The 22,038-nt window shown below is 44.2% G+C and carries 25 protein-coding genes; 10 read left to right on the forward strand and 15 right to left on the reverse strand.

Going from position 1 to position 22,038, the window contains the following annotated elements:
* Window positions 1-73 precede the first annotated feature (73 nt).
* On the forward strand, window positions 74-1,060 hold the full coding sequence (locus ACHUFN_RS09655; protein WP_394222164.1) for a hypothetical protein: 987 nt from the start codon (window positions 74-76) through the stop codon (window positions 1,058-1,060).
* A 134-nt stretch (window positions 1,061-1,194) separates the two neighbouring features.
* Window positions 1,195-1,794, forward strand: a complete 600-nt coding sequence (locus ACHUFN_RS09660) for a glutathione S-transferase family protein (protein WP_394222165.1) — start codon at window positions 1,195-1,197, stop codon at window positions 1,792-1,794.
* Window positions 1,795-1,817: 23 nt separating this feature from the next.
* On the opposite strand, the gene ACHUFN_RS09665 is transcribed toward ACHUFN_RS09660, so the two are convergent.
* Entirely contained in the window at window positions 1,818-2,399 is a 582-nt protein-coding gene (locus tag ACHUFN_RS09665; protein WP_394222166.1) for a tRNA-uridine aminocarboxypropyltransferase, read from the reverse strand.
* Between the two features lie 84 nt (window positions 2,400-2,483).
* Here ACHUFN_RS09665 and ACHUFN_RS09670 point away from each other — a divergent pair, with 84 nt between their 5' ends.
* The 3 genes from ACHUFN_RS09670 (at window position 2,484) to ACHUFN_RS09680 (ending at window position 5,102) form a co-directional block, all read left to right on the forward strand.
* Window positions 2,484-2,822, forward strand: a complete 339-nt coding sequence (locus ACHUFN_RS09670; protein ID WP_394222167.1) for an MGMT family protein — start codon at window positions 2,484-2,486, stop codon at window positions 2,820-2,822.
* Between the two features lie 69 nt (window positions 2,823-2,891).
* Window positions 2,892-4,091 carry an HD-GYP domain-containing protein gene (locus ACHUFN_RS09675; RefSeq protein ID WP_394222168.1) on the forward strand — a complete coding sequence of 400 codons (1,200 nt, stop codon included), beginning with the start codon at window positions 2,892-2,894 and terminating at the stop codon, window positions 4,089-4,091.
* Window positions 4,092-4,460: 369 nt separating this feature from the next.
* Window positions 4,461-5,102, forward strand: a complete 642-nt coding sequence (locus ACHUFN_RS09680; RefSeq protein ID WP_394222169.1) for a YiaD family glycine zipper/OmpA-like lipoprotein — start codon at window positions 4,461-4,463, stop codon at window positions 5,100-5,102.
* A gap of 47 nt (window positions 5,103-5,149) precedes the next feature.
* Here the strand turns inward: ACHUFN_RS09680 and ACHUFN_RS09685 are convergent, their stop codons facing one another.
* From ACHUFN_RS09685 to ACHUFN_RS09695, 3 genes are all read right to left on the reverse strand, one after another.
* A complete protein-coding gene (locus ACHUFN_RS09685; protein ID WP_394222170.1) occupies window positions 5,150-5,614 on the reverse strand; it encodes a nuclear transport factor 2 family protein in 465 nt (154 codons plus the stop codon).
* Window positions 5,615-5,800: 186 nt separating this feature from the next.
* Complete coding sequence (locus ACHUFN_RS09690) at window positions 5,801-6,805, reverse strand: LacI family DNA-binding transcriptional regulator (RefSeq protein WP_394222171.1); 1,005 nt, start codon at window positions 6,803-6,805, stop codon at window positions 5,801-5,803.
* A gap of 425 nt (window positions 6,806-7,230) precedes the next feature.
* The gene (locus ACHUFN_RS09695) at window positions 7,231-8,094 is read right to left on the reverse strand and encodes a YicC/YloC family endoribonuclease (RefSeq protein ID WP_394222172.1); all 864 of its coding nucleotides are present in this window, start codon (window positions 8,092-8,094) and stop codon (window positions 7,231-7,233) included.
* Between the two features lie 299 nt (window positions 8,095-8,393).
* On the opposite strand from ACHUFN_RS09695, the gene rph reads away from it, so the two are divergent.
* From rph to tusA, 3 genes are read left to right on the forward strand one after another with little or no spacing between them, the layout of a single operon-like run.
* Complete coding sequence (gene rph, locus ACHUFN_RS09700) at window positions 8,394-9,107, forward strand: ribonuclease PH (RefSeq protein WP_071817690.1); 714 nt, start codon at window positions 8,394-8,396, stop codon at window positions 9,105-9,107.
* Between the two features lie 40 nt (window positions 9,108-9,147).
* Entirely contained in the window at window positions 9,148-9,789 is a 642-nt protein-coding gene (gene pyrE / locus ACHUFN_RS09705) for an orotate phosphoribosyltransferase (RefSeq protein WP_394222173.1), read from the forward strand.
* Window positions 9,779-10,039, forward strand: coding sequence for a sulfurtransferase TusA (tusA, locus tag ACHUFN_RS09710; RefSeq protein WP_394222174.1), 261 nt, complete (start codon window positions 9,779-9,781; stop codon window positions 10,037-10,039). The genes pyrE and tusA overlap by 11 nt, the downstream gene beginning before the upstream one ends.
* A gap of 8 nt (window positions 10,040-10,047) precedes the next feature.
* Here the strand turns inward: tusA and ACHUFN_RS09715 are convergent, their stop codons facing one another.
* From ACHUFN_RS09715 to ACHUFN_RS09745, 7 genes are all read right to left on the reverse strand, one after another.
* Window positions 10,048-10,857, reverse strand: a complete 810-nt coding sequence (locus ACHUFN_RS09715) for a DUF1206 domain-containing protein (RefSeq protein WP_394222175.1) — start codon at window positions 10,855-10,857, stop codon at window positions 10,048-10,050.
* 99 nt (window positions 10,858-10,956) lie between these two features.
* Window positions 10,957-11,136, reverse strand: a complete 180-nt coding sequence (locus ACHUFN_RS09720) for a hypothetical protein (protein ID WP_394222176.1) — start codon at window positions 11,134-11,136, stop codon at window positions 10,957-10,959.
* A 38-nt stretch (window positions 11,137-11,174) separates the two neighbouring features.
* Window positions 11,175-11,636 carry a hypothetical protein gene (locus ACHUFN_RS09725; RefSeq protein WP_394222177.1) on the reverse strand — a complete coding sequence of 154 codons (462 nt, stop codon included), beginning with the start codon at window positions 11,634-11,636 and terminating at the stop codon, window positions 11,175-11,177.
* Between the two features lie 179 nt (window positions 11,637-11,815).
* A complete protein-coding gene (locus tag ACHUFN_RS09730) occupies window positions 11,816-12,406 on the reverse strand; it encodes a YqaA family protein (RefSeq protein ID WP_394222178.1) in 591 nt (196 codons plus the stop codon).
* Window positions 12,407-12,430: 24 nt separating this feature from the next.
* Window positions 12,431-13,723 (reverse strand): amidohydrolase family protein, encoded by a 1,293-nt coding sequence (locus ACHUFN_RS09735; protein ID WP_394222179.1) that lies wholly within the window; start codon window positions 13,721-13,723, stop codon window positions 12,431-12,433.
* A gap of 150 nt (window positions 13,724-13,873) precedes the next feature.
* Window positions 13,874-14,458: a DUF1285 domain-containing protein gene (locus ACHUFN_RS09740; RefSeq protein ID WP_394222180.1), complete on the reverse strand. Its 585-nt coding sequence runs from the start codon at window positions 14,456-14,458 to the stop codon at window positions 13,874-13,876.
* Window positions 14,445-15,299, reverse strand: coding sequence for a DUF3014 domain-containing protein (locus tag ACHUFN_RS09745; RefSeq protein ID WP_394222181.1), 855 nt, complete (start codon window positions 15,297-15,299; stop codon window positions 14,445-14,447). The genes ACHUFN_RS09740 and ACHUFN_RS09745 overlap by 14 nt, the downstream gene beginning before the upstream one ends.
* 436 nt (window positions 15,300-15,735) lie before the next feature.
* On the opposite strand from ACHUFN_RS09745, the gene ACHUFN_RS09750 reads away from it, so the two are divergent.
* Window positions 15,736-16,068: a hypothetical protein gene (locus ACHUFN_RS09750; RefSeq protein WP_394222182.1), complete on the forward strand. Its 333-nt coding sequence runs from the start codon at window positions 15,736-15,738 to the stop codon at window positions 16,066-16,068.
* A 130-nt stretch (window positions 16,069-16,198) separates the two neighbouring features.
* Window positions 16,199-16,507: a DUF6482 family protein gene (locus tag ACHUFN_RS09755; protein ID WP_394222183.1), complete on the forward strand. Its 309-nt coding sequence runs from the start codon at window positions 16,199-16,201 to the stop codon at window positions 16,505-16,507.
* Between the two features lie 13 nt (window positions 16,508-16,520).
* Here the strand turns inward: ACHUFN_RS09755 and ACHUFN_RS09760 are convergent, their stop codons facing one another.
* From ACHUFN_RS09760 to ACHUFN_RS09775, 4 genes are all read right to left on the reverse strand, one after another.
* On the reverse strand, window positions 16,521-17,888 hold the full coding sequence (locus ACHUFN_RS09760; protein ID WP_394222184.1) for an ABC1 kinase family protein: 1,368 nt from the start codon (window positions 17,886-17,888) through the stop codon (window positions 16,521-16,523).
* Window positions 17,889-18,284: 396 nt separating this feature from the next.
* Window positions 18,285-18,692 (reverse strand): hypothetical protein, encoded by a 408-nt coding sequence (locus tag ACHUFN_RS09765; RefSeq protein ID WP_394222185.1) that lies wholly within the window; start codon window positions 18,690-18,692, stop codon window positions 18,285-18,287.
* A 197-nt stretch (window positions 18,693-18,889) separates the two neighbouring features.
* Entirely contained in the window at window positions 18,890-19,474 is a 585-nt protein-coding gene (locus ACHUFN_RS09770; protein WP_394222186.1) for a DUF6702 family protein, read from the reverse strand.
* Window positions 19,464-21,929, reverse strand: coding sequence for a M1 family metallopeptidase (locus tag ACHUFN_RS09775; protein ID WP_394222187.1), 2,466 nt, complete (start codon window positions 21,927-21,929; stop codon window positions 19,464-19,466). Before ACHUFN_RS09775 ends, ACHUFN_RS09770 begins: the two co-directional genes overlap by 11 nt.
* Between the last annotated feature and the right edge of the window lie 109 nt (window positions 21,930-22,038).

Here is a 22,038-nt window from a genome sequence, read left to right on the forward strand (position 1 = left end):
TTTCGCCAATTTAAAATTAAAACGAACTGTGCGGCAGGTTTTTTGCCGTTTTTGCCTGTAACGAATTTTATAAATGAAGCTCAACCCGTATTCCAATATGCATAAAGGTGCATCTATTGGATTTTTTCCACTCCTCACCACGCTGATTTTACTTTCGGTGCATTACTTCACGGGCGCGTTAGACTGGCCGGAAGCGGGAAATATTCGCGCACAGCGCGATTTTAACTCTGCAATTGGTATGTCGCTTATAACTGGCTATTTTTGGTTTGCTTTGCGATTAATGCATCAAAACGTAGCTAGCACGCTAATTTCGCTTCTTGTTAAAACTAATCGATTAAGTCAGTTTTCTGCTCACAGACAAGAGCTTAGCTCTGAATTCAAACACCATATTTTTAACGCTGCGATCACGTCTATCATGATCACTGTTGTTTACTGCATTTTTGAGGGGTTGATAACGGTCAAGCAGGAAATTCATGTTTTGTTTCTTACGGTAACCGCCGTTCCCTTTTGGTTTCTTGCCATACTATTTTTGTTTCAGATTTCCTCTAACATTAAATACCTTACTACCAAGGTGCTACCTCAAGCGGGTGGCAATATCGATAGATTACAATCAGTCATGACCCTATTAAAGCTAGGAACCACAAACAGTATTTTTGCCATGGGGGCGCTCGCAATCTTTCCTATTTTTTGGTTGAAAAAGGATATTCCATCTATTGATGTATTGGTGGTTACGTTTTTCACAGGGGTAGTAAGTTTTTATTTGTTTTGGCCTGTGATTAAACTAAGACGAATGCTTGATGACGAGCAAAAGCTTGCTGTAGCGCATCTTGAAGAAGACATTGAAGATGGTATTAAGCGTTGTGCTAAAGGCGAAGAATCGACAGGTTCAGCATCGATTGAACAGTTAGAGAGCGAAAAAGAACGCGTATTAAAAATGGGTGCGCGCATTTTCGCGCCAAGGGATAAGGCCAGAGTAGCAGCGTGTATTGCTTTAATCCCAATCTCTTGGGTTCTTTTATTTATTGTTGAGTGGTTAATACAACTTCCCCGCTATCATTAATCTCGCTTGAATTTATTCTGCTTGAGTAATAACGTAGTTTGAAACACTCTTCTTTTTACCCTCGTTCAATTTGAGATTGTCGCTGGCACCTTGGGTTGTTATGGTAGGTCTATCCACTTTAATGGAATACCCTTGTGCGAATATACGGCGATAAACGTTCTGGGAACTGTTATAAACTTCAGCTTCTCCTGTCCCTTCTTGGTAAAAGTTGCGAATGGATCGATGTAGATATCATGAAAGGCGATACAAGAGCGCATTCATTTCTTGAAAAGTCCCCCAATGGTAAAATTCCAATACTTGAATTAGATGACGGTAGAGTCTTGTCTGAATCTAACGCTATCATGCATTATCTTGCGTCAAATACGTCTTTTGTGCCCTCCTCGACCTATAGTTTTTCACAGTTATTGCAGTGGCAATTTTTTGAGCAATACAGCCATGAACCCTATATCGCGGTTGCGCGTTATATTGCTGTGTACCTCGGCCTTCCCGACGAAAAAAAAGCGGAATATGAGTCTAAGCAAGCCGGTGGCTATCGCGCGCTTGCTGTCATGGAGCACCAGCTAAAAGTGACACCATACCTACTGGGTGACACAATTAGCCTAGCTGATATATCGCTTTTTGCTTATACCCATGTGGCACATGAGGGCGGCTTTGATCTTGCGGCGTATCCAGCCATTCGAAACTGGATAACCTTAATAAAAGATCAGAAAGGCTATATTCCAATGAATGCGTAAAAACCTCTGAGCGCTATTTTACGCTACACTTTTCGCCTGTGAGATGTTGGGCCTTGCCACACACTTTGTAGAGCGCTCTGTGCCTTGTGAAGCGCAGAAACGTCAACCTTATCTATACAATGCAGGGCATACGCTGTAGCTTCTAACGTTGAAAGGGCGTTATCCAAGGACGTATGGCGGATGAAATAGTTCGAACTAGGGGCTGAAGCAAAGTGAAAAGCACGAAGCTTTTCTAACCATGGGTTCTTCTTGACGATTCCAAACGCTTGTTTCCAGCTCCCATCAATCAGCACAATGGTGGAAATTGTACTTGCAGTGGTTGGCGCTATCGCCTCAATTGGGTGACTCACATCGCTTGGGTAAATAAGCGCAGAATGTTCAATTGAACATCTTTCCAAGAGGCCCTGCATGGCAACGCTATCATTTGCACATACAATTTCCGTGTGTGGAACACACAAAGAGATGAGTCGGGCCGTATTTTTGGCATGGAGGGCTTCTTTCTCGTGTTGAACAATAATGATATTCAGTGAAGTATTGATTATAGAGATATGTGAGCAAATGCACGTTGTTTGGGGGTATCGACATTTTTCACAATAGCGGCGCATGGCTTAACTTCTTTCTCTTGATAGTTGTTTTGATACTACGGGTTTACTGAATAATTTAACTTACCAGATAGGATAATATACAGCATGCAACGTGAAGCAGTACAATCTCGCGTCGAGAAAACCCTTTCCCTTGTACCTGAGGGCAATGTTGTAAGTTATGCGCTGCTTGCAGACTTATGCGGACTACCTGGTAGGGCGAGAATGATGGGCAAGTGCCTTAAAGAAATTGGCAACAAAAGCAACTGGCATCGCGTGTTGCGTGCCGATGGCAAAATTGCCTTTCCTGCAGGTTCAGAGAAAGCGGAGGAACAGCGAGCGCGTTTACTCGCAGAAGGTGTGCTGGTTAAAAACTACCGAGTGAATATGAGAAACTTCGGTTGGACACCAGATTTACACACTATACTGGTAGAGTTAGAGTATTAAAGGCGCAGTTGATAGGCGTTGTTGCTTAGGGTTGAAATAGCAAATAGATAACGGTGCAGTGCAGGTGAAATGATAAAAAAGATTACTATTGATCAGTTAGAGCTAGGCATGTTTGTTCATCAAATTTTAGAGCAAAAAGGCGCGTTAACTGTTAAAAGCCAAGGACGTGTAACCTCGAACGATGTCATCAAAACACTTAAAAAACGCGGCGTTAAAACGCTAGCGATTGACACCGATAAGGCATTTATTGTTGATCAAAAAGTGCCTTCTTCTAAAGCGTCGGAAGAGTTACCCAGTGCCTCTGATAATAAATATAAATCGAAAAAAGTATCACTGGAGAATGAACTTGTAAAAGCGGTTAAGCTGCATGAACAAGGTAAAGCCATTCAAAAGTTACTGCTTGAAAATGTTCAAAAAGAGACGCCTTTTGATGCAAGTATCCCTAAAGCCTTTTCAAACAAGCTAGTTGAGTCTGTAGACAGAAATCCGGATGCCCTTCTTTGTCTAACGAAAATTCGTGAAAAAGACGATTATTTGTTAGAGCACTCGCTGAATGTAGCTATTCTATTGGCGAATTTTGGTAGTTATTTAGGTATGTCTGAGGAGGAAGTGCAAGATCTCTCCTATGCAGGCTTTTTACATGATTTAGGCAAAATAAAAATTCCTGACGACATTCTTCATAAACCTGGTCGCTTAACGGATAGCGAGATGGAAATCATGAAAGGGCATGTAAAACACGGTGTAGATTACCTGAATGAGACAGACATTGCGCCACTACTCATCCAAACTATTAGTGAACATCACGAGCGTTTAGATGGGTTGGGGTACCCTGCCGGAAAGAAAGGCAAAGACATTAGCCAAGCAGGCCGTATGTTGGCCATTGCCGATATGTACGACGCGCTGACCGCCGATCGCGTGTATAAAGCTGGGATGTCGAGCCAAAAAGCATTTTCTATATTAATAAGTGACGCACCTTCTCGCCTCGACCAATCACTTGTGATGCAGTTTATTAAATGTTTGGGCGTCTACCCCGTAGGAAGCTTAGTTTTACTCTCTAATGAAAAGCTAGCCATGGTGGTTGAGCAAAAAGATTCGCCACTAACACCTTTGGTCAAAGTATTTTACTCTGTACGCAACAGCCATTATCTGACGCCTAAAGACATCGATCTTTCAGTGGATAAAGCAATAAGTATCGCGAAAGCCGTAGTCGCTTCCGATTATAAAATAGATGTGAATGCATTTTTTGAACGGTCTGTTTCCATCGGCTAAAACGTTACTTTTTGGCAACACAGTGTAGAGTTTACACTGTGTTGTCTCTAACTTCCCTGCTCGTAGGCTTTACCTGCCACATATTCATTTAGCTTGTGTTCAGGTTTCGCCCCTTACTATTAGACATAATTAACGAAGGGCAAAAACTTGCTGGCCCTTAACACGTGGCGTTTACCAACATGGCTTTAAATTAGCCTTTAAACATCAGATAAACGAGCAATGTTCCCACGTTCTTAACTTTTACGGATGGAACACTAATTGCTAACTTGTATTTAAATTAACGAAAATTTACGACAAAGCTTGTTGGGAGATGCAATGGACAACGGCAATTTCTCAACAATGAGCTTTTAAATGGAAAAAGAGGACGTTATGAAAAAGACTCTTGCTGTAAGTTTGATAGCCGCTTCATTAACAGTGGCAGGCTGCGCGACAGACCCAAACAATACTCAAAAAGGTGCTGCTATCGGCGCGGTAGTGGGGGCACTACTGGGTAAAGCTACTGGCGATAACGATAAAAGTCGTTATGCGTGGGGCGCAGCAGTAGGAGCAATTGCTGGTGGTGCAATTGGTAACTACATGGACAAACAAGAAGAAGAGCTGAGAAATGAGCTTTCTGACACTGGCGTGCAAGTAGTGCGTGAGGGTGATAACTTGCGTCTCATTATGCCGGGCGACATTACCTTTGCTACGGACAGTTCAAGCATTAGCCCTAACTTCAACCCCGTGTTGCAAGATGTCGCAAAAGTAGTAAACAACTACGAAAAAACCGTATTGATGATCAAAGGTCATACCGATGACACAGGCTCAGAGCAGTACAATCAGTCTTTATCTGAGCGCCGTGCGGGTGCAGTGAAAAACCTACTAATTAACTATGCCGTTAATCCAACGCGTATTACCACAGTAGGTATGGGCGAGTATGCACCTAAAGTGCCTAATAACAGCGCTGCGAACCGTTCAATGAACCGTCGCGTTGAAATGGAAATTCAGCCGCTGACCCAATCTAATACCTAATACGCAGCCAAATAGAAAGAAAGCCTAGGCAGTTGTCGGGGCTTTTTTTATTTCGCGCTTTTAATTTGTTCAGCAATCGAGTCTGCGAGTGCATTAGGTATAGGAATGGTTAAGTGATATTGCGTGACCCTCCATACATCCCCTTCCTTAACTAAAACACCAGTACCTCTCGTTTCACCCAAACTGTCGTTATCAAGAAGTTCATCAAACCACGCCACATCTTTATTCGATGAAAAATAGATGTGTCTATCGCGAGGGTGATAAGTCCAACCCTTACCCTTATCGAAGTGAGGTTTAGCGTAGGCTTGAAACTCTTCTTTGCTCCACACTTCCGATGCGTCTGTTCCGATAAATACCGCGTTGTTATGGTACAGATTGAAGTATTCCTCAAAGTTGGCGGTTGACGCGTTGTGGTGCAAAGCGTTTAGTGTCTTATCGACCTGCTCATAATTGCTTTCAGCATGCGCTGTTACACCAAGTAATAAAAACAAACTTAACAAAATGTGCTTCATGTTCTCTCCATGAATTTAGGGAATTAAGTCATTATGCTGTTAAAGGCATTATTTGCATAAGTTTATACATCTCACGCAATTTAAAACTAGGTGTTTTAATCTATCTTATTAATATGTTTCACATGAAACCGCGCTCGCTTCCACGCGCCAAATCGTTGCAGCGCACGCTGACATGCTAAAAAGTAATCAGTAGCCTTGATATTGCACGGTTGAGTCTCTTGGCACTATCGACGGCTCAAGGGCAAATTCAACATCATTATTCTGCGCGTAAACTCTATTTAAAACATATTTCGCTGCCATTTCTGCCAGCTTCGCAGTGGGCATATCTATGGTAGTGAGGCGCGGAAAAACATGTTGAGCGAATGCAGCGTTATCGCCCCCTACAATGGATAAATCTTGCGGTAGGCTCATGCCTAACTCACGAGCGCAGCTTATAACCCCTGACGCCATCAGATCGTTAGCGCATACTATTGCCGTAAAAGGCAAGTCTTGTGACAGGAGCTCTAACAGCCCAGCCTTTCCACCATCTTCTGCGTTATCACCATTAAAAATAAGCGGCTGCTCAATGGGTATTCCTGCCTCTGACAACGCACGCTTATACCCTTTAACTCGTATAGCGGATTCAGAGAATTCCGCTGGCCCTGAAATGTAAGCAATATTCTGGTGACCTAATTCGAGTAAGTGGCGGGTGGCTAAATAGCCGCCTTTTTCATGGTCGAAGTTAAAAGATGCATTAGGCAGGCTTTCAACATGCTGGTCTATAAAGGCTATGGGAAGTTTCGATTCACTAATGCCTTTTAAATAGTCGTCGGTTACGGCCTGAGCGTGAACAATCAGCGCATCACAATTTCGACTAACAAGAAAATCCACCGCCTTTTTTTGCGAATCGGTACATTTGCCACCAACGGCAATAATGATGTGTTTGTTTTCTGCACGAAAAATGGATTCAAGCGACTGAACGATCTCACTGAAAAACGTTGTATCTAGTTCGGGGACCAGCACGCCAACGCTATCGGTTCGGCTATTAGCTAACGAGCGAGCCACAGTACTAGGTCGATAATTTAGCTCCTTTACTGCTTTTTCTACGCGTTCTCTTAGCGCGGCATTCACCGAAGCTTTACCGTTCAAAACTCGGGACACCGTTGATAAAGATACACCAGCCCGCTCAGCAACTTGGTAAATGGTTGGCACGTAAAAAATCCCATTTTTAAAGCGATAATAATGTTGGCTATATTATGCCGTTATCAACACCGCTTCGCCATGCCAAATGAGTGAAGTAACTGTCGCGTGCGACTTCGGGCAAAGGCTTCTTTTTTTAACTAATACGGTAGTTAACTTTGAAAATAATTTAGTAGTCAGTTGTTTAGCTCTCTTTTGCTATTTGAGAAAGCCCTTTCTCGGGCCATGTAGAATGCATAAATTTACAGGAAAGGGCTTTCTCTGTTCTTTGTGTTTGGTATTCATAGGCAGCTGTATTCAAAAATGGTGGTGAAGGTTTGGAAAGATAAAAGCATCCGCAATACATCACCGATAGCAATGATGTATTGCGTCGTATTTACGTTTTGACAATAAGCTGAACTAAATTAAGAAACGAAGCATTCAACGTGTTGGATGGCTTACTCAATATTCTGAATTTGCTCGCGCATTTGCTCAATCAACACCTTCAGTTCAACCGCTGACTGCGTGATATCCGTGCTGATTGATTTCGACCCTAACGTGTTAGACTCACGGTTAAACTCCTGCATCATAAAGTCTAGACGACGACCTACTGCGCCACCTTTCTTTAGAATATTGCGGGTTTCTTTAACATGCGCGTTAAGGCGGTCTAGCTCTTCAGCTACATCCACTTTCTGGGCAAGCATGATCATTTCTTGCTCAAAACGGCCTGGGTCTAGCTCCACTTTTGCTTCTTCAAAGCGCGACTGCACTTTTTCACGCTGCCATTGCATAATTTCAGGCATGCGTGTGGCCACTTTTTCTGCTTCTACTTCAATGGCATCTAAACGTTGTGTAATCATGCCTTTAAGCGCTTCACCCTCGGTGGCACGAGCGCTAATAAAGTCATTTAAGGCTTGGTCAAAGGCGGTCATTACGTCAGCATGAATGGTGTCCATGTCTGCTTCTTCAGCAGCAATTACGCCAGGCCAGCGCAATACGTCTAGTGGATTAACGCCGGTTGACTGTCCATGAGACTGTACCCAGTCTGCAGCGTGAAGTATCTGTTTGGCTAGTTCTTCATTTAAACTTAGGGTGGTTACAGCAGCGTCGTTGGCAGTAAAACGCAGCGCACATTCAACTTTCCCGCGCGCTAGTTTTTTGCGAAAACGTTCGCGTAAAACAGGCTCAAGTGATCGAAACTGTTCAGGTAGTCGAAAATAAGTTTCCAAAAAGCGTTGGTTAACAGAACGAATTTCCCATACCGCCGAGCCCCAATCTTTTTTCGTTTCTACACGCGCAAACGCTGTCATGCTGTAAATCATAAATATCCTTTGTCGTAACTGAAAACCTGCAAAACAACCCGAACATCGTGTTGTAAATGTTTATATCCAGCGCAAGTTTTCTTGTAACTTGTATATTAGCGCACATTTACCTAATTCAATAAGCAAACATGTAAAGTTCGTTTTTAACGGCTACGGGTATTGCGTTATACTTAGGCGCAATTTCGTAGCTTCATCGAATTTACGAGGTTTTACTGCGAATTTAGTTTTCTTGTCACATTTCGCAGAAAAAACCTGTAAAACGCTACCCTTTTTTAAGCACTTACGTTGTGGAGAACACTATGCGTCCAAGCGGCAGAACCGCCAGTCAAATTCGCCCTGTTACTATTACTCGCCAATATACTTGTCACGCAGAAGGCTCTGTTCTTGTAGAGTTTGGTAATACCAAGGTGTTGTGTAATGCGACGGTAGAAGAAGGTGTGCCACGCTTTATGAAGGGTCAAGGCAAAGGCTGGATCACGGCTGAGTACAGTATGCTTCCGCGCGCGACACATACGCGCAGTGGCCGTGAGGCTGCACGCGGTAAACAAGGTGGTCGTACACTAGAAATACAGCGTCTTATCGCACGCTCATTGCGCGCAGCGGTAGACCTAAAGTTACTTGGTGAAAACACCATAACCTTAGATTGCGACGTTATTCAGGCTGATGGCGGTACGCGTACGGCGTCAATCACTGGTGCGTGCGTTGCCCTTGTTGATGCGCTTACGTACATGCGTGCAAAAGGTATTATCAAAACAAACCCTCTTAAACACATGATTGCTGCGCTTTCAGTGGGTATTTATGAAGGTATGCCAATTGCTGACCTTGAATACACGGAAGACTCTGAAGCTGAAACAGACATGAACATCGTTATGACCGAGACCGGAAAACTGATTGAAGTTCAAGGCACCGCTGAGGGCGAACCGTTCTCGTTTGAAGAGCTAGATGAAATGCTGAAAATTGGTAAGCACGGTTTACGTGAGTTGTTCGACATTCAAAAAGCTGCGCTAGCTTAAGTTTAGAAGCAAAGCGTAATTGAGTATTTAAGAGGTCATCATGAAAGCGTTTCAACGTGATTTTATAGAGTTTGCCATTGAGCGTGGCGTGTTAAAGTTTGGCGAATTTACCCTAAAATCGGGGCGTGTTAGTCCATATTTTTTTAATGCTGGCTTGTTTAATCGCGGTGGCGATTTAGCTAAGTTGGGACGCTTTTACGCCGATGCTCTGATTGATGCGGGCGTAAGCTTTGACGTTCTGTTTGGCCCTGCCTATAAGGGTATTCCAATTGCGACTACAACCGCTGTAGCGTTGGCCGACAGTCACAACCTTGATGTACCTTATTGCTTTAACCGTAAAGAGGCCAAAACTCACGGTGAAGGTGGTAACTTAGTGGGCAGTCCGCTGGAAGGCAAGGTTATGCTGGTGGATGACGTGATCACCGCTGGTACTGCTATTCGTGAGTCTATGACGTTAATTGAGCAGCAGAAAGCGAGTTTGTCTGGCGTACTGATCGCATTAGACAGACAAGAGCGTGGTAATGGCGAGCTTTCAGCTATTCAAGAGGTTGAGCGTGACTTTAGCACCAAGGTAATCTCTATTGTTTCCCTTGCTGATGTTGTTGCTTTCCTATCTGAAAAAGGCGGCTTCGAAAGCGAAATCAACGCAATAAACACCTACCGTGAAAACTATGGCATCTGATTTTGATAGCGCATTTGACGCAGCCAGTCAGCATCTAGACGCTCTGGGGCTGCGCTGCCCAGAGCCCGTTATGATGGTGCGCCTAAATATTCGAAAGCTGGCCGATGGTGAAACCTTGTCGGTCACAGCCGATGACCCTTCAACGGCCAGGGATATTCCAAGCTTTTGTCGGTTTATGGACCACACGCTAGTGGCATCGCAAACTGATGAGATGCCCTACCAATATGTCATTAAAAAGGGGCGCGCTTAGCGCCTCTTCTATTCTAAGTCGCGGTATTTGGCCTCTAGGCCACAATAAAGTCCAAACATTACAAACCCTGCCCCTACGCCAGCAATTAGATACGGTCCAAATGGCTGTTCCATTAGAGTTGATAGCACTTTCTGTAATCCTCCTGCCTCAGATGGGTTGCTCACTAACGCCGCAAAAATAAAAAATCCGCCTACGACTAAATACACAATGCCCCGTGCGACATAACCCGCGCGTCCACTAAATGAAATACTTTTCTGTACCCTACTACTCAGTGAGCTCATAGTAAATTTTTCTAAAAAGTCTTTCGTATATGCGTGTTTGAATTGAATACCAGAGAAAACAATGATGCCTACTCCGATGGCGGCGACCAAAAACAGGCCCCACTCAAATTGCATTAAATAACTAGTGACTTCTTGGCTGTTACCTTGTGACCCACCTGACTGGCTTTGACGCCACGAGAAAAGTACTTTGGCGCCTACAAATGCGGCGGCCATATAAAAGAGTCCGGATATAAAAAAGAAGCATTTAGTAATAACGGCTTTAAGTTTAGTATCGTCGTCGGACGATGATTCAGTGAAGGTTTGTAGCCACCGCCACAAGGCGTAACACGCCAGGCCTAGAACCAGGCCGCCGAGCAAGAGCTGCCCGAAAGGTTGTTCTTTTAGGGTTTCAAAAACTTGCGATTGAGTCGCCTTTTCACGATTGAGTGAATTTATTACCGATGACAGAATGAATGTACCTAGCATAACGTACATGACTGTTTTAGCGCTGTAGCCCGCTCTCGCTATGCGATGATACCATTTTGAATCGTTAGTCATTGGTCTTCCTTACGTAGTGAGTCCATCTAAAATAAGGCGTCGTTTCCAAATGACCTTCAAGTTTCGATCCAAATGTGTCTGTTTTTTAGGTATTCCGCACTATTTGCTTGTACTAACGGCTTGCAGTAAAAGCCGTTGTAACGCTTGTTTGCTTTGAGAGCAGGTACAATGTATGTCACTCATGTGTAAGTTCTCACCGCTGAGCATCTTCTTAAGCACGGAAGCTCTAACGTTTAACGCAATAAAGTTGTCTTCGTGCTCATGCTGTTGTGAAGGCATAGTGTTCTCCTTGCTATATGTCTTTTACTTAAAGAATTTTAGTGACTAGCCCCGTTTGGTATAGGAAGTGTATTTGGCGGTAAGCCCTTGCTGTCAACACAATGCTGAACAGCGTTTATAAGACGGCAAACAGAAGGATTGGCCGCATGCAGTGGCATCACCGCAATTAGGAGCTGATGACACTCTTGTAACACCTCGTGAGCTTCATGTTCCTTGTATGCACGCTGAAGTAAAGACGACAAATACATACCCAGAGCGCCAAATGAAACGATGTCGTTATAGGCGGTGCTAAAATTGCTTTTCGACACCGGTTGCAATGCGGTTAACACGACCTTTGCTGTTTCAAATGCTTGATAACACATGTCACGGGCAAACGCGCTTTTACCTTGTTGATGTGCTTCTTGTGCCTGAATTTGTAACCTGAGTCGATGCGCGCGAGCGTTAGCTGGGTGTAGCTGTAACCACTTTCGGTAAACAGGGCATAATCGCTGGGAATTCATATTTGCACCTCCTTTTTTCTTACATTAATGCAAATAAGAATCATTATCAAATGCAAAGTTAAAAAAAAGCGATGCTTCTAATTACTTATTTCTTTTAATCTAAAGAAGTGTTTTGTAGTGATGCGCAGCTCTACAACTCAAAGAGAATCAAAACTTAATCAGAGATAGTGGAATTAATGCTATTGACTAAGCACATTTGAAAGCCACCACAACATAACTACGGCCAGCGTTATTGCGATAACCGCTTTCATTTTATAGCGCCTGATAAGCTGCTCGGCTCTATCGCCGGCGTAATAAACCACTACTGCAAGCCCGAAGTAGCGAATAGAGCGCGCGATAACCGTTGCGAGTAAAAAAAGCGGCAAAGAGTACTTTGTGGCACCCGCTGCTAACATGGCAACTTGAAAAGGAATTGGCGCAATACCTAGGGTCATTACGAACCAGAAACCTTGGTTTTCCATTTGTTGTTTAACGCTATCGAACTGTTGCTGACTGAAAAAGGTGTCAATTAGCCACTGGCCTACCATATCGAAAAGGTAATACCCTAAGGCATACCCAAAAACAGCACCAATTACACAGCCAACCGTGGCCATTAATGCAATTTGCCACAGCGACTCTCGCCTGGCTTGCATTAACGGCACCATCACAGCTTCAAGTGGAATGGGCACGATGGTCGATTCTAAAAACGAGGCTAATGTAATACCTCTAAGCATATGTTTAGAATCAATAAGCTTTTTGGTTTTTTGCTTTACCTTTTTACCCAGTTCCATGTAACCCCTACCGCATTAAAAGTTTTACTGCTTATAAACAACGCCGTCTTTCATTACAAATGACACGCTTTCCATCAGTGAAATATCTTCAAGCGGATTGCCTTGAACTGCCACAATGTCGGCTAGTTTGCCCTCCTCTAACGTGCCAAGAATGTCGCTAATACCCAATAAACTTGCGCTATTTACCGTTGCGCTTAGCAGCGCATCAGCGGGTTTCATGCCGGCTTTTACCATAAGCGAGAATTCCTGTGCGTTATCGCCATGAGCAGATACGCCACTGTCTGTTCCAAAAGCAATTTTTACGCCTGCTTTGTGCGCCTGTTCAAAGGTATTTTGAATCAGTGGGCCTATAGCTGCTGCTTTAGGGCGAACCAGTTCTGGGAAGAAGCCATCAATTTTCGCCTTATCCGCCACAAATTTGCCCGCCAAAATGGTGGGTACGTAGTATGTGCCATGCTTTTTCATCAGGTTGCGTATTTCATCGTCCATGTACGTGCCGTGCTCAATAGAGTCGACGCCCGCTTCAATGGCGCGTTTCATGCCCTCTTTCCCATGCGCATGCACCGCAACCGTCATACCGTAATCTTTCGCAGTATCAACAATAGCGTCTAACTCATCGGTCATAAATTGTGGGTTTTGTCCGCTTTTTGCCACACTTAATACGCCGCCTGTCGCAGTAATTTTTATCAGGTCTGCGCCATCTTGATAACGTGTTCTCACTGCTTCACGGGCTTCAACTTTTCCATTTACCACTCCTTGCTTTGGGCCTACATCAGGCCGTAATAAATGAGATAAACCGTTACTAGGGTCGGCATGTCCGCCTGTTGTAGCGATAGGCTTTGCCACAGTATAGATACGCGGTCCGGTAGCGTAACCTTTGTTTATAGCATTTCTAAGGGCAACAGTTTCATTGAAGCCGTCGCCAAGGTTGCGCACAGTCGTAAAGCCTGAGTCTAGGGTGATTTTGGCGTAATTTGCTGCTCGCAACGCATAATCCGCTTCATTTAAAGAAAATCGGTCGAGATAGGTTTGCGGGCCTCCGTGTTGCATTGACAGGTGAACATGCATATCCATCAGACCGGGCATAACTGTTGACGCCTTTAAGTCTATGACGGTATCGCCGTTTTGTGCTTTAGAAAAACCGTCTTTAACGGCAGTAATTTTGTTGTCTTCTACAACAATCGTCACGTTTTCTTGAAGACCATTAGTGGTGCCCGTAAATACTTTACCAGCGTGAATGAGGGTTGCTGCTGTTGCCGAAAAAGACAATGACACTACTGTACTGGCAACGGCCAGCGATGCGAGAGATTTATTCATGATATAGGTCTTCTTGTTGATTGTTTTATGGACTATATCGAATGTAATGCACGCAGCGAGATAACGCAAAATAAAGCACTGCTAACAGCATGATATTAATGATGAATGAATGTAGTGAGTAATAGCGGCACCAGAATGATGCGTTAAGCGCTAGCGGGTTATTTCGCCTAGTACAAAGGTTTTGCCGCTTGACTGAATGCAAAATGACGTGCCTGAGGCATCAGACTGCTCTTTGGCCTGTTCAAGCAGTTGATAATAAACATTTTGATGCAGTCTTGCCCACAAGTTCCTTCGAACACATACATAGGGAATGGGCGTTGCTTGGGGGTCTTGTATGGCTTTTGGCGGCACACGAAGCTCAAGTTGTTCTTCGCGCTCAAGATAAATCTCATCGCCGGTCTGGGTTGTAAACACGAAGGTGTTTAAATTATTGCTTTCAGCACGCTCTTTTCGCCACTGAGTAACAAGAAAAGGCGTGTCTTCTACAGTAATTCCGACTTTCTCAACAGGTGTTACCAAAAAATAACTGTCGCCTTCACGCTTGAGCACAGATGCGAAAAGCTGAACGAGGCTCGCGCGCCCTATGGGGCTGCCTTCATAGAACCACCTGCCGTCTAAAGCAATAGTCAGGTTAATGTCACCACAAAAGTTGGGGTTCCATTTTTCAACAGGCGGCAAAGGGCGCGCCTTAGAAGACGTGCCCTTAAGCTGCTGTTGAAACCTAGTTAGATCCACGCTCTTCAACCAATACTTTGAGTTCGCGCAATTTCGCTTTGATACGGCGCATATTGTCTGGGCCAGTGCGAAGTAGCTGCTTTTGTGGTTCGTTTAAACTTTCTAAGCGCTCATCTGCATATTTGTAGGAAACAGAGTCAGTATACACTTCAACGGGAACTGGCACTTCAGGAGTGTCTAATAGCTGATCAATGGCGCTTAATAACGTTTCATTGAAATCTTGATCAGGATTACCAATTTCCGCATATTTTGCTTGTATATCACCTTTATAAATACCGTAGATATTAAGTAATGCTTCATTATCAAATGATTCCAGCATGTCTACATACGGCGTATATCGCTTATAGCTTGCGGCATCAATCCACTGCTTGCCAGCTTGCGAGTAAACGCGGAAGTTTTGTTCTGGTGGAGTGAGTAGCTGATGGCTAGGCGCCATTTCATCATTTGCTAAGTTGGCTACGGACACTACAAAACGCTGAATTAGCCCTTCGTCAACCAACATGCGATTCACAGTTTCTTCGTCTGCTGAAGAACTTTCAATTAATGAAGATTTTACGGCAGAATCGCTCGTATCAAGTGGCTCAGGTTCTACTGGCTCTGGAAGTGGCTCTACTTCGTCTTTTTCTTCAAGCTCAACAGTAGGTGCTGGCTGAATAGGTTCAAAAACCTCAGGCTCTTGCGGTGTGCTTACCTCAGGCTCCGTAATTTCGGGTTCGCTTGAAACTACAGGTTCGGGTTCTTCGTCGCTAGGCCAAAAAACTACAGCCAGAATTACAATAAGAAGAATGCCGACTATTATAAAATGTGGGCCTAACGATTTCTTTTCTGACGATTCGCTCATAATGACTCCGCTACAAAAATATCCTTTAGATAATACTACCAGAGATAACAACCAAAATTAGATTATCAATCAAGAGAAATATTCACTCTGACTGTAAATTCCTTAATTTGCTCACTTTTTAACGTAAAAAAGTCACTTTTCGATTTCTTTATAGTCAAAGTTTAGTGGAAAAACCTATTTTTGTATTTGCAAATAAGCATTCGACCATGAAACAGATAATATTTTTCAAACAGGTGTTTAATTATTTCGCTTTGTGTACTACTGTGATGAAAAGAAGTCTGAAAGTGTTTGATAGTTGGTGGGTTTTCAGTTTGCCCAACAATATGTTGGGCATCGCAATCCCTTTTGGTTAAATCGCTTTAATAGGACCGTTAGTTTGAATAATTGCAGACAGTATCACCCAAAACTCCATAGCGCTGTTAAGCGGTATAGTCTTATGCAGCACGCAATTATGTTGGGTGTGATGTGTTATCTACTTTTAAATATAAGTAGTCTTCCCACCAATCATCAACTTATTGCAGTGGTCACTGTTGTTGTAATGAGTGTACAAAATAGTTTTATTCTCTCTAAATCTAACATTGCTCTTGCTATTGAATGCCCGCGATTGCTGATATTCCCACTGCTTTGGGTTGCAAGTGGAATGGGGATGGCGGCTTTTGTTTTTGGCGCGTTGTCTTTGGCATCTTTACTGGTTTTGGCCAATGCAGTGCGACACAGAAATCATCGTCGTCCGCTTAACTTGACTAATGAACCTGAAAACCTCGCTTAGCGTATATATTGGGCTTTTTTAATTGTGTTACGCACCAGTTAAAAACAGGGAAAAAAGATAGTGAGGTGAATATAACGCCACAGCTATGTGAACAATGTCTAAAGCTTACGCTTGTTTCATGAGGTAGGTAATGCAAAAGTTTTATTTTCGAGATATTGAAGACACGCCAACAGCAGTAGATTACTTAGAAGTCCAGTCTTACGAGATGAATGTGTACTTAGTTTATCTCACAATTGGCAACGTGAGCGGGATGCTTTACGACAACAAAGACAAACCCATGCGCTTTTTTAGCGCAGGTCACATACGCGAGGCGTTTGCCCATTGCCACGTGCAACAAGCTGTAATGAAGCACGATACCCCTTACGATGAAATGATTGGGAACCCACCCAAAAGCAAAGAACAAATGGCGCTGCCTTTTAGTATGGAGTTGCCCTACTAGTTTACAATTGTGTCTAGGGCGTAAGCCAAGGGCTTGCGGCCTGTCGCATATTAACTTGTGCTTTTAATCGCTTAGCTAAAAGAAATAAGCCTCCTAACTTTCTGTGAATGAACAAGGCATCAACAGGCGGAGTGTGCCAGAAGTTGTGCTCCATCGTCAGGGCCATGCCTTTATCGTGCAGTCGCATAACAAGGTTGCTTTCGCCAAAATCGTAAGACCCTTCATGCTGAATCGCTTCACACGCTTCCATACCAATGTCTAGCACAGCGTCTATTTGAGCTTGTGAATGACTGTCATCAATTAATCCTATGGCCAAGGCTGCTTGTTGCATTTGAAACTTGTCTTCATTCGCCGCACTATTTAGCAGCGCTTTGTACTGCTTTGCTATGTCATCGGGTATGTCCCGTGTTGCGCCAAAATCTAGTAGCACAATTTCCTTGGTATCCGGTTTAAAGCGATAATTGGCCAAATTAGGGTCGCTTTGAAGCAACTGAAACTGAAAAACCTCGTTAAAAAATAAGGTCATTAGTGCTGTCATAGCGGAATTTCTGACTGCTTGCGGCTCATCTAACAGTACGTCTAAATCTTTACTTTCGATAAAGTCCATTGCCAATACTGAGCTGGTGGTAAGGGGGGAATAGGTTTTGGGAATGACAAACGCTGTGTCGCTAAACGTATTGACGTTACTCTCTTCTACCAGTGCGTGATAGCGATTCAGCATATTGGCTTCGCGCACATAATCGGCCTCTTGGTGAAGCTGCGTTTTGGCTTCCTGCAATAGCGGGCCAATATCCAGCGATTTAGGCACTAAGCCAGTCAGCTTTATCAGCGTAGCAACGTTATCAACGTCACTGTCGATGCTCTTTTTCACACCCGGGTACTGCACCTTAATTGCCAGCATTTTGCCATCCATGGTGATAACTTTATGGACCTGCCCTATAGATGCTGCCGCAACGGGAGCAAAGGAAAAATAGAGCAAACTGTCTTGCCAGTCATCGCCCCATGCATCATTTAATCTACTGATAAGCTGAGATTTTGGCATAGGGTCGGCATCATCACGCAGCCGCCCTAAAATGACGGCAAGTTCTTCTGGCAGGAAATCACCCGCATCCATTGAAATAAGCTGACCTAACTTCATGGCCGCGCCGCGCATGCTGGCAAGCTGGTCGGCAATATTTGAAATGTTTTTAGGCGTTAGCAGTAACGACGATAACACTGGCTTTTCGCCTTTAAGCATTTGGCCGGCACCCTGCGTAACCACGTTGCCCGCAATTTTACCGGCCAGCGTCCCTAATTTACCAATTCGAGATAAGCGAGACGATGGCACCGCTTTGCTGATGCGCGTTGAAGATTTACCCGTAGTCTTAGATTTCTCTGCCATAATCTCACTTTAATTCAATTCAAGGCGTGATAAGAACACATGTGTTGAGCGCTTAGCCGTAGCATCGTTGATTGACGTTCTTACTAAACAAAAGCCATTAGCGGTAATGATACAAACAACATTAGCGGTAATCGTACAAACAGTATTAGCCGCAATCATATTAACCGCATGTGTTATCAATCATACTAGCAGAAACGAATGGTGGATCTGGTGTAAAGCGAGGTTTAAGACGTTTTTCATTTAAGGGCTGTGTATGTATGCCTATGTGGTGGCGGCTTAGTCGCGTTAGTTTTTGTGTATTAGTGTTTTATAAAGCAGTGTGCCATTGAGCCCTAAAAGCCTGAGTGTTATCAGCATCGGGATCATCAAAATTGTGTGTGGTGCAGGCGGCTCTCTTTAAATGAATTGAGAAACGAACTGAATCACTAAACCTATTACGCTTCCGTAGGCAAACCCTGCCCAGCCGCTTGCCGCTCTGTATCGGAAAAGCGCAGCGCCAAAAAAACCGCACCATAACATAGCAGAATAAGTAGAAATAAGGCCGCCGCCCATGCCGGTATCTGGCAAAAACAACATTACAATGAAGGTAAGTGCCATGGCCCCACTTAACACTACCCACATAATGTTTTTCTTATCAGCAAATGCGTTGCTCGATGTTTTAGAAGACTGCGATTGTTCGCACTTTGCTTTTTGTTCTGCAACCTGTGATGCTTTAACTGCACGCTTTTTGCGTTCGCTACGCTCGCGTCGTGTTAGCGATTTTTTTACCTGTGAAGGCATTGGCGTTGCAGCGCTGTTGTCCATGATGTACCTCATTGACCCGGTTAGAAACGTGTTTAGTCACCATTAAAGTAGAGCAAATTCGCGAATTTAACCATAAGACTTCGGTCGCACATTGGGCTAAATGCATATAAACAAAAAAGCCCACCTGCTTTCACTGTTTTTGGCTTTCAGTGCGCGGGCGGGCTTTTGAATAGTTCTAAAAAATACTGTTTTGTATTTTAGTGATGGTCGCCGTGATGGTTAGAGAAACTCACTTCCAACAGGTTAACGCTATCTGCAAACGTTAGGGTTTTAATGTCACCTTTACCTTCTACGTTTAGTGTATTGACCTGTTTAGGCCATAAATCGCGTAACGCGTCGTGGCGAATTTTAATGCCCTCTAATACAGGTGGCTCAGCGGTTTCTTGATAAACCCAAAAATGCTTACCTTCAACTTCAAACCCCACATCGGCAAGCTTAAGTGGCTCGCCGGCTGCGTTTAAAATTGCGAAGTGATGAGCCACGTAGTCAGCAAATTGCTGCTGTGTATCTGCGTCATCCATTATGTCAGCATGTTTGTCGAATAGCGCCTTCACTGCGTGCTCGGCGTCGTGCAAATTAAAACGGTGCATCACCTCAATGTTTTCTGTTCTGGGGTTGAACAGCACGGTTGTGATTGCAGCTTTAATTTGGTGCGCGTGTGCAGCAGCGCTGTAAGTTGAAGCACTTACTAGCAAAGCTGCAGTTAAAACAAACGCACACACACTTACTAGCAGAGCATTTCTGCCCCGCTGCAAGTCAGAGAAAGACAACTTACTCGTCATCTTTGTCCTCTTCTTTATCGTCTTTTAGCTCGGTTTTTGAGTCGTGCATAAGGTCGCGGTACTCGTAAGTATCACGCGGCTTATTCTTATACGCTTCAATACGCGATGGAATAATACGACGTGGGTAGTGGTTGTTTTCCACATTCACGTCTGCTGTTTCCCAGTGCGGGTCAACCGTTACGCTAACTAGCTCTTTGTCTTTGTCAGTCACAATAAGCTTGCTTACCGCTTTTGGCGTACGACGCCAAATTTCAGCAGGAATACGCATCTCTTCTTTTGTGCCGTCTTCAAATGTCAGCTCAAGAATAATCGGCATCACCAATCCACCCTTGTTGCTGAAATCTAGCACGTAGTAGTTTTTGTCTTCTTTAACCGCACGCTCAAACGCTTTACGCTCCCAAGGTTCAAGATCTTTCAAGAACTTCTTGTACTTGTTGCGCTCTTTGTTCGTCACGGTGTAACGATCGTTTTCGTCGTAGAAGTCGCTGATATCTTCAAAGCGGTCTACCCAAAGTTTTTTACCTTCTTCTTTGTTACGAATGTCGGTAAGTGACTTAGGTTTTTCCATTTCAGCGTCGCGCTCGCGAGCAAAATCGATATCTGGATCTTCAGTGTCTAAACGTAGTTTGTAAACGCTGTCTAGGCTAATGTCTACGTGGTCTGTGGTATAAAACCAACCGCGCCAGAACCAGTCTAGGTCAACGCCCGATGCCTCTTCCATAGTACGGAAGAAGTCTGAAGGTGTAGGACGTTTAAACATCCAACGCTGTGCGTATTCTTTAAACGCGAAGTCAAATAGCTCGCGACCAAGAATAGTTTCACGAAGAATGTTCAGCGCTACCGCTGGCTTGGTGTAAGCATTCGGACCAAGGCGAAGCACCGAATCAGACTGTGTCATAATTGGCACCTGCGTCTGAGACTTCATGTAGCCTGTGATATCACGCGGCTCTACACCCCATGGAATCGTTGGGTCCCACTCACGACCTGCAACGCCATCTAGAAAGCTGTTAAGGCCTTCATCCATCCATGTCCACTGACGCTCATCAGAGTTCACCGTCATTGGGAAATAGATATGACCCACTTCGTGAATTACTACGCCAATCAAAAAGCGTTTTTCAGCAAGCGAGTAAGTGCGTGAACCATCGTCACGAAGCTCAGTACGCGGGCCGTTAAAGGTGATCATTGGATATTCCATGCCACCTACAGGGCCATTTACCGACTGAGCGACTGGGTATGGATAATCGAAGCTAAAGCGGCTGTATACATCCATGGTGTGGATGATAGATTCTGTTGAATACTTCTGCCACAGCTCACCACCTTCTTTCGGATAGAAAGACATGGCCATTACTAATGGCTGAGTGTCACCACCTTGCTGATAGCCACGTGCATCCCACGCAAATTTACGCGAAGACGCCCATGCGAAGTCGCGTACGTTGTCTGCTTTGAACGTCCAGGTTTTAAGCTTAGATGTGCCTTCTTTTTCATTTTCAATGGCTTCTTCAGGCGAAACGATGAAAACGATGCGGTCTGCTTTTTCTGCCTTTTTCAAACGATCGCGCTGGGTCTTAGTTAGCACGTCTTTAGGGTTTTGAAGCACACCCGTTGACGATACGATGTGGTCAGCAGGAACGGTAATATCGACTTCGTAGTTACCGAATTCTAGCGTGAACTCACCGCGGCCAATGAACTCTTTATTCGTCCAAGCTTCATAGTCGGTGTAAGCCGCTAGACGTGGGAACCACTGTGCTAGCAAGAAGATGTCGTTGCCACCTTCGCGTTCGTCATCAGGGAAGTGCTCGTAACCTGCACGGGCAGATACAGCGTCTTCTTCTACAATGTTAAATGCAAAGTCGATGTCGAAAGTAACGTTATTACCAGGCTTAAGCGGCGTTGCTAGGTCAACACGCATTAACGTGCCAACAATGGTGTGACGCAGATCGTTGCCTGATTTGTCTTCAACGCGAGAAATGGTATAGCCCAGCTCAGTGTCGTCAACAAACTGCTGACGGCGTAGCGCGCCCATGCTTAATTTAGCGGGCTTGTCGCCATCGGCTGCCTGCGTACCTGGACCACGATTACCAATGCCACCGAAAGTAGTGGTAAGGGCTGACATTGAGTCGTCGCGGAATTTGTTTTGATCAAGCTGAACCCACAAATACTTAAGCGTATCTGGAGAATTGTTGTGATAAGTAATGGTCTCGCTTGCTTCAATGCGGCGCTTGTCTTCAAGTAGCTTTACGTCAATATCGTAATCTACTTGCTGCTGCCAATATTGATGACCCGGCTCACCGGCAGCGTTGCGGTATACGTTTGGAGTAGGAAGAACTTCGTCTAGCTGACGGAATTTATCTTCAAAATCGCCTTTAGTTTGTTTAATAGCGGCGGCACTTGGAAGAGAAATCAGCATAGACAACACTGGCGCTAGCCAGAAAAAGTGTCGTTTTGCGGTGCTCATGCAGGTTCCTTGCAACTTGTAAGTTAGAATTGTTATAAGATAACACTCTCTAGTATATAAGTATGCAGAGCACAATCCAATTTTTTGACCGTAAACTAACCATGTTTTA

It is taken from the genome of Alteromonas gracilis, assembly GCF_043642145.1.
Taxonomy (GTDB): domain Bacteria; phylum Pseudomonadota; class Gammaproteobacteria; order Enterobacterales; family Alteromonadaceae; genus Alteromonas; species Alteromonas gracilis_B.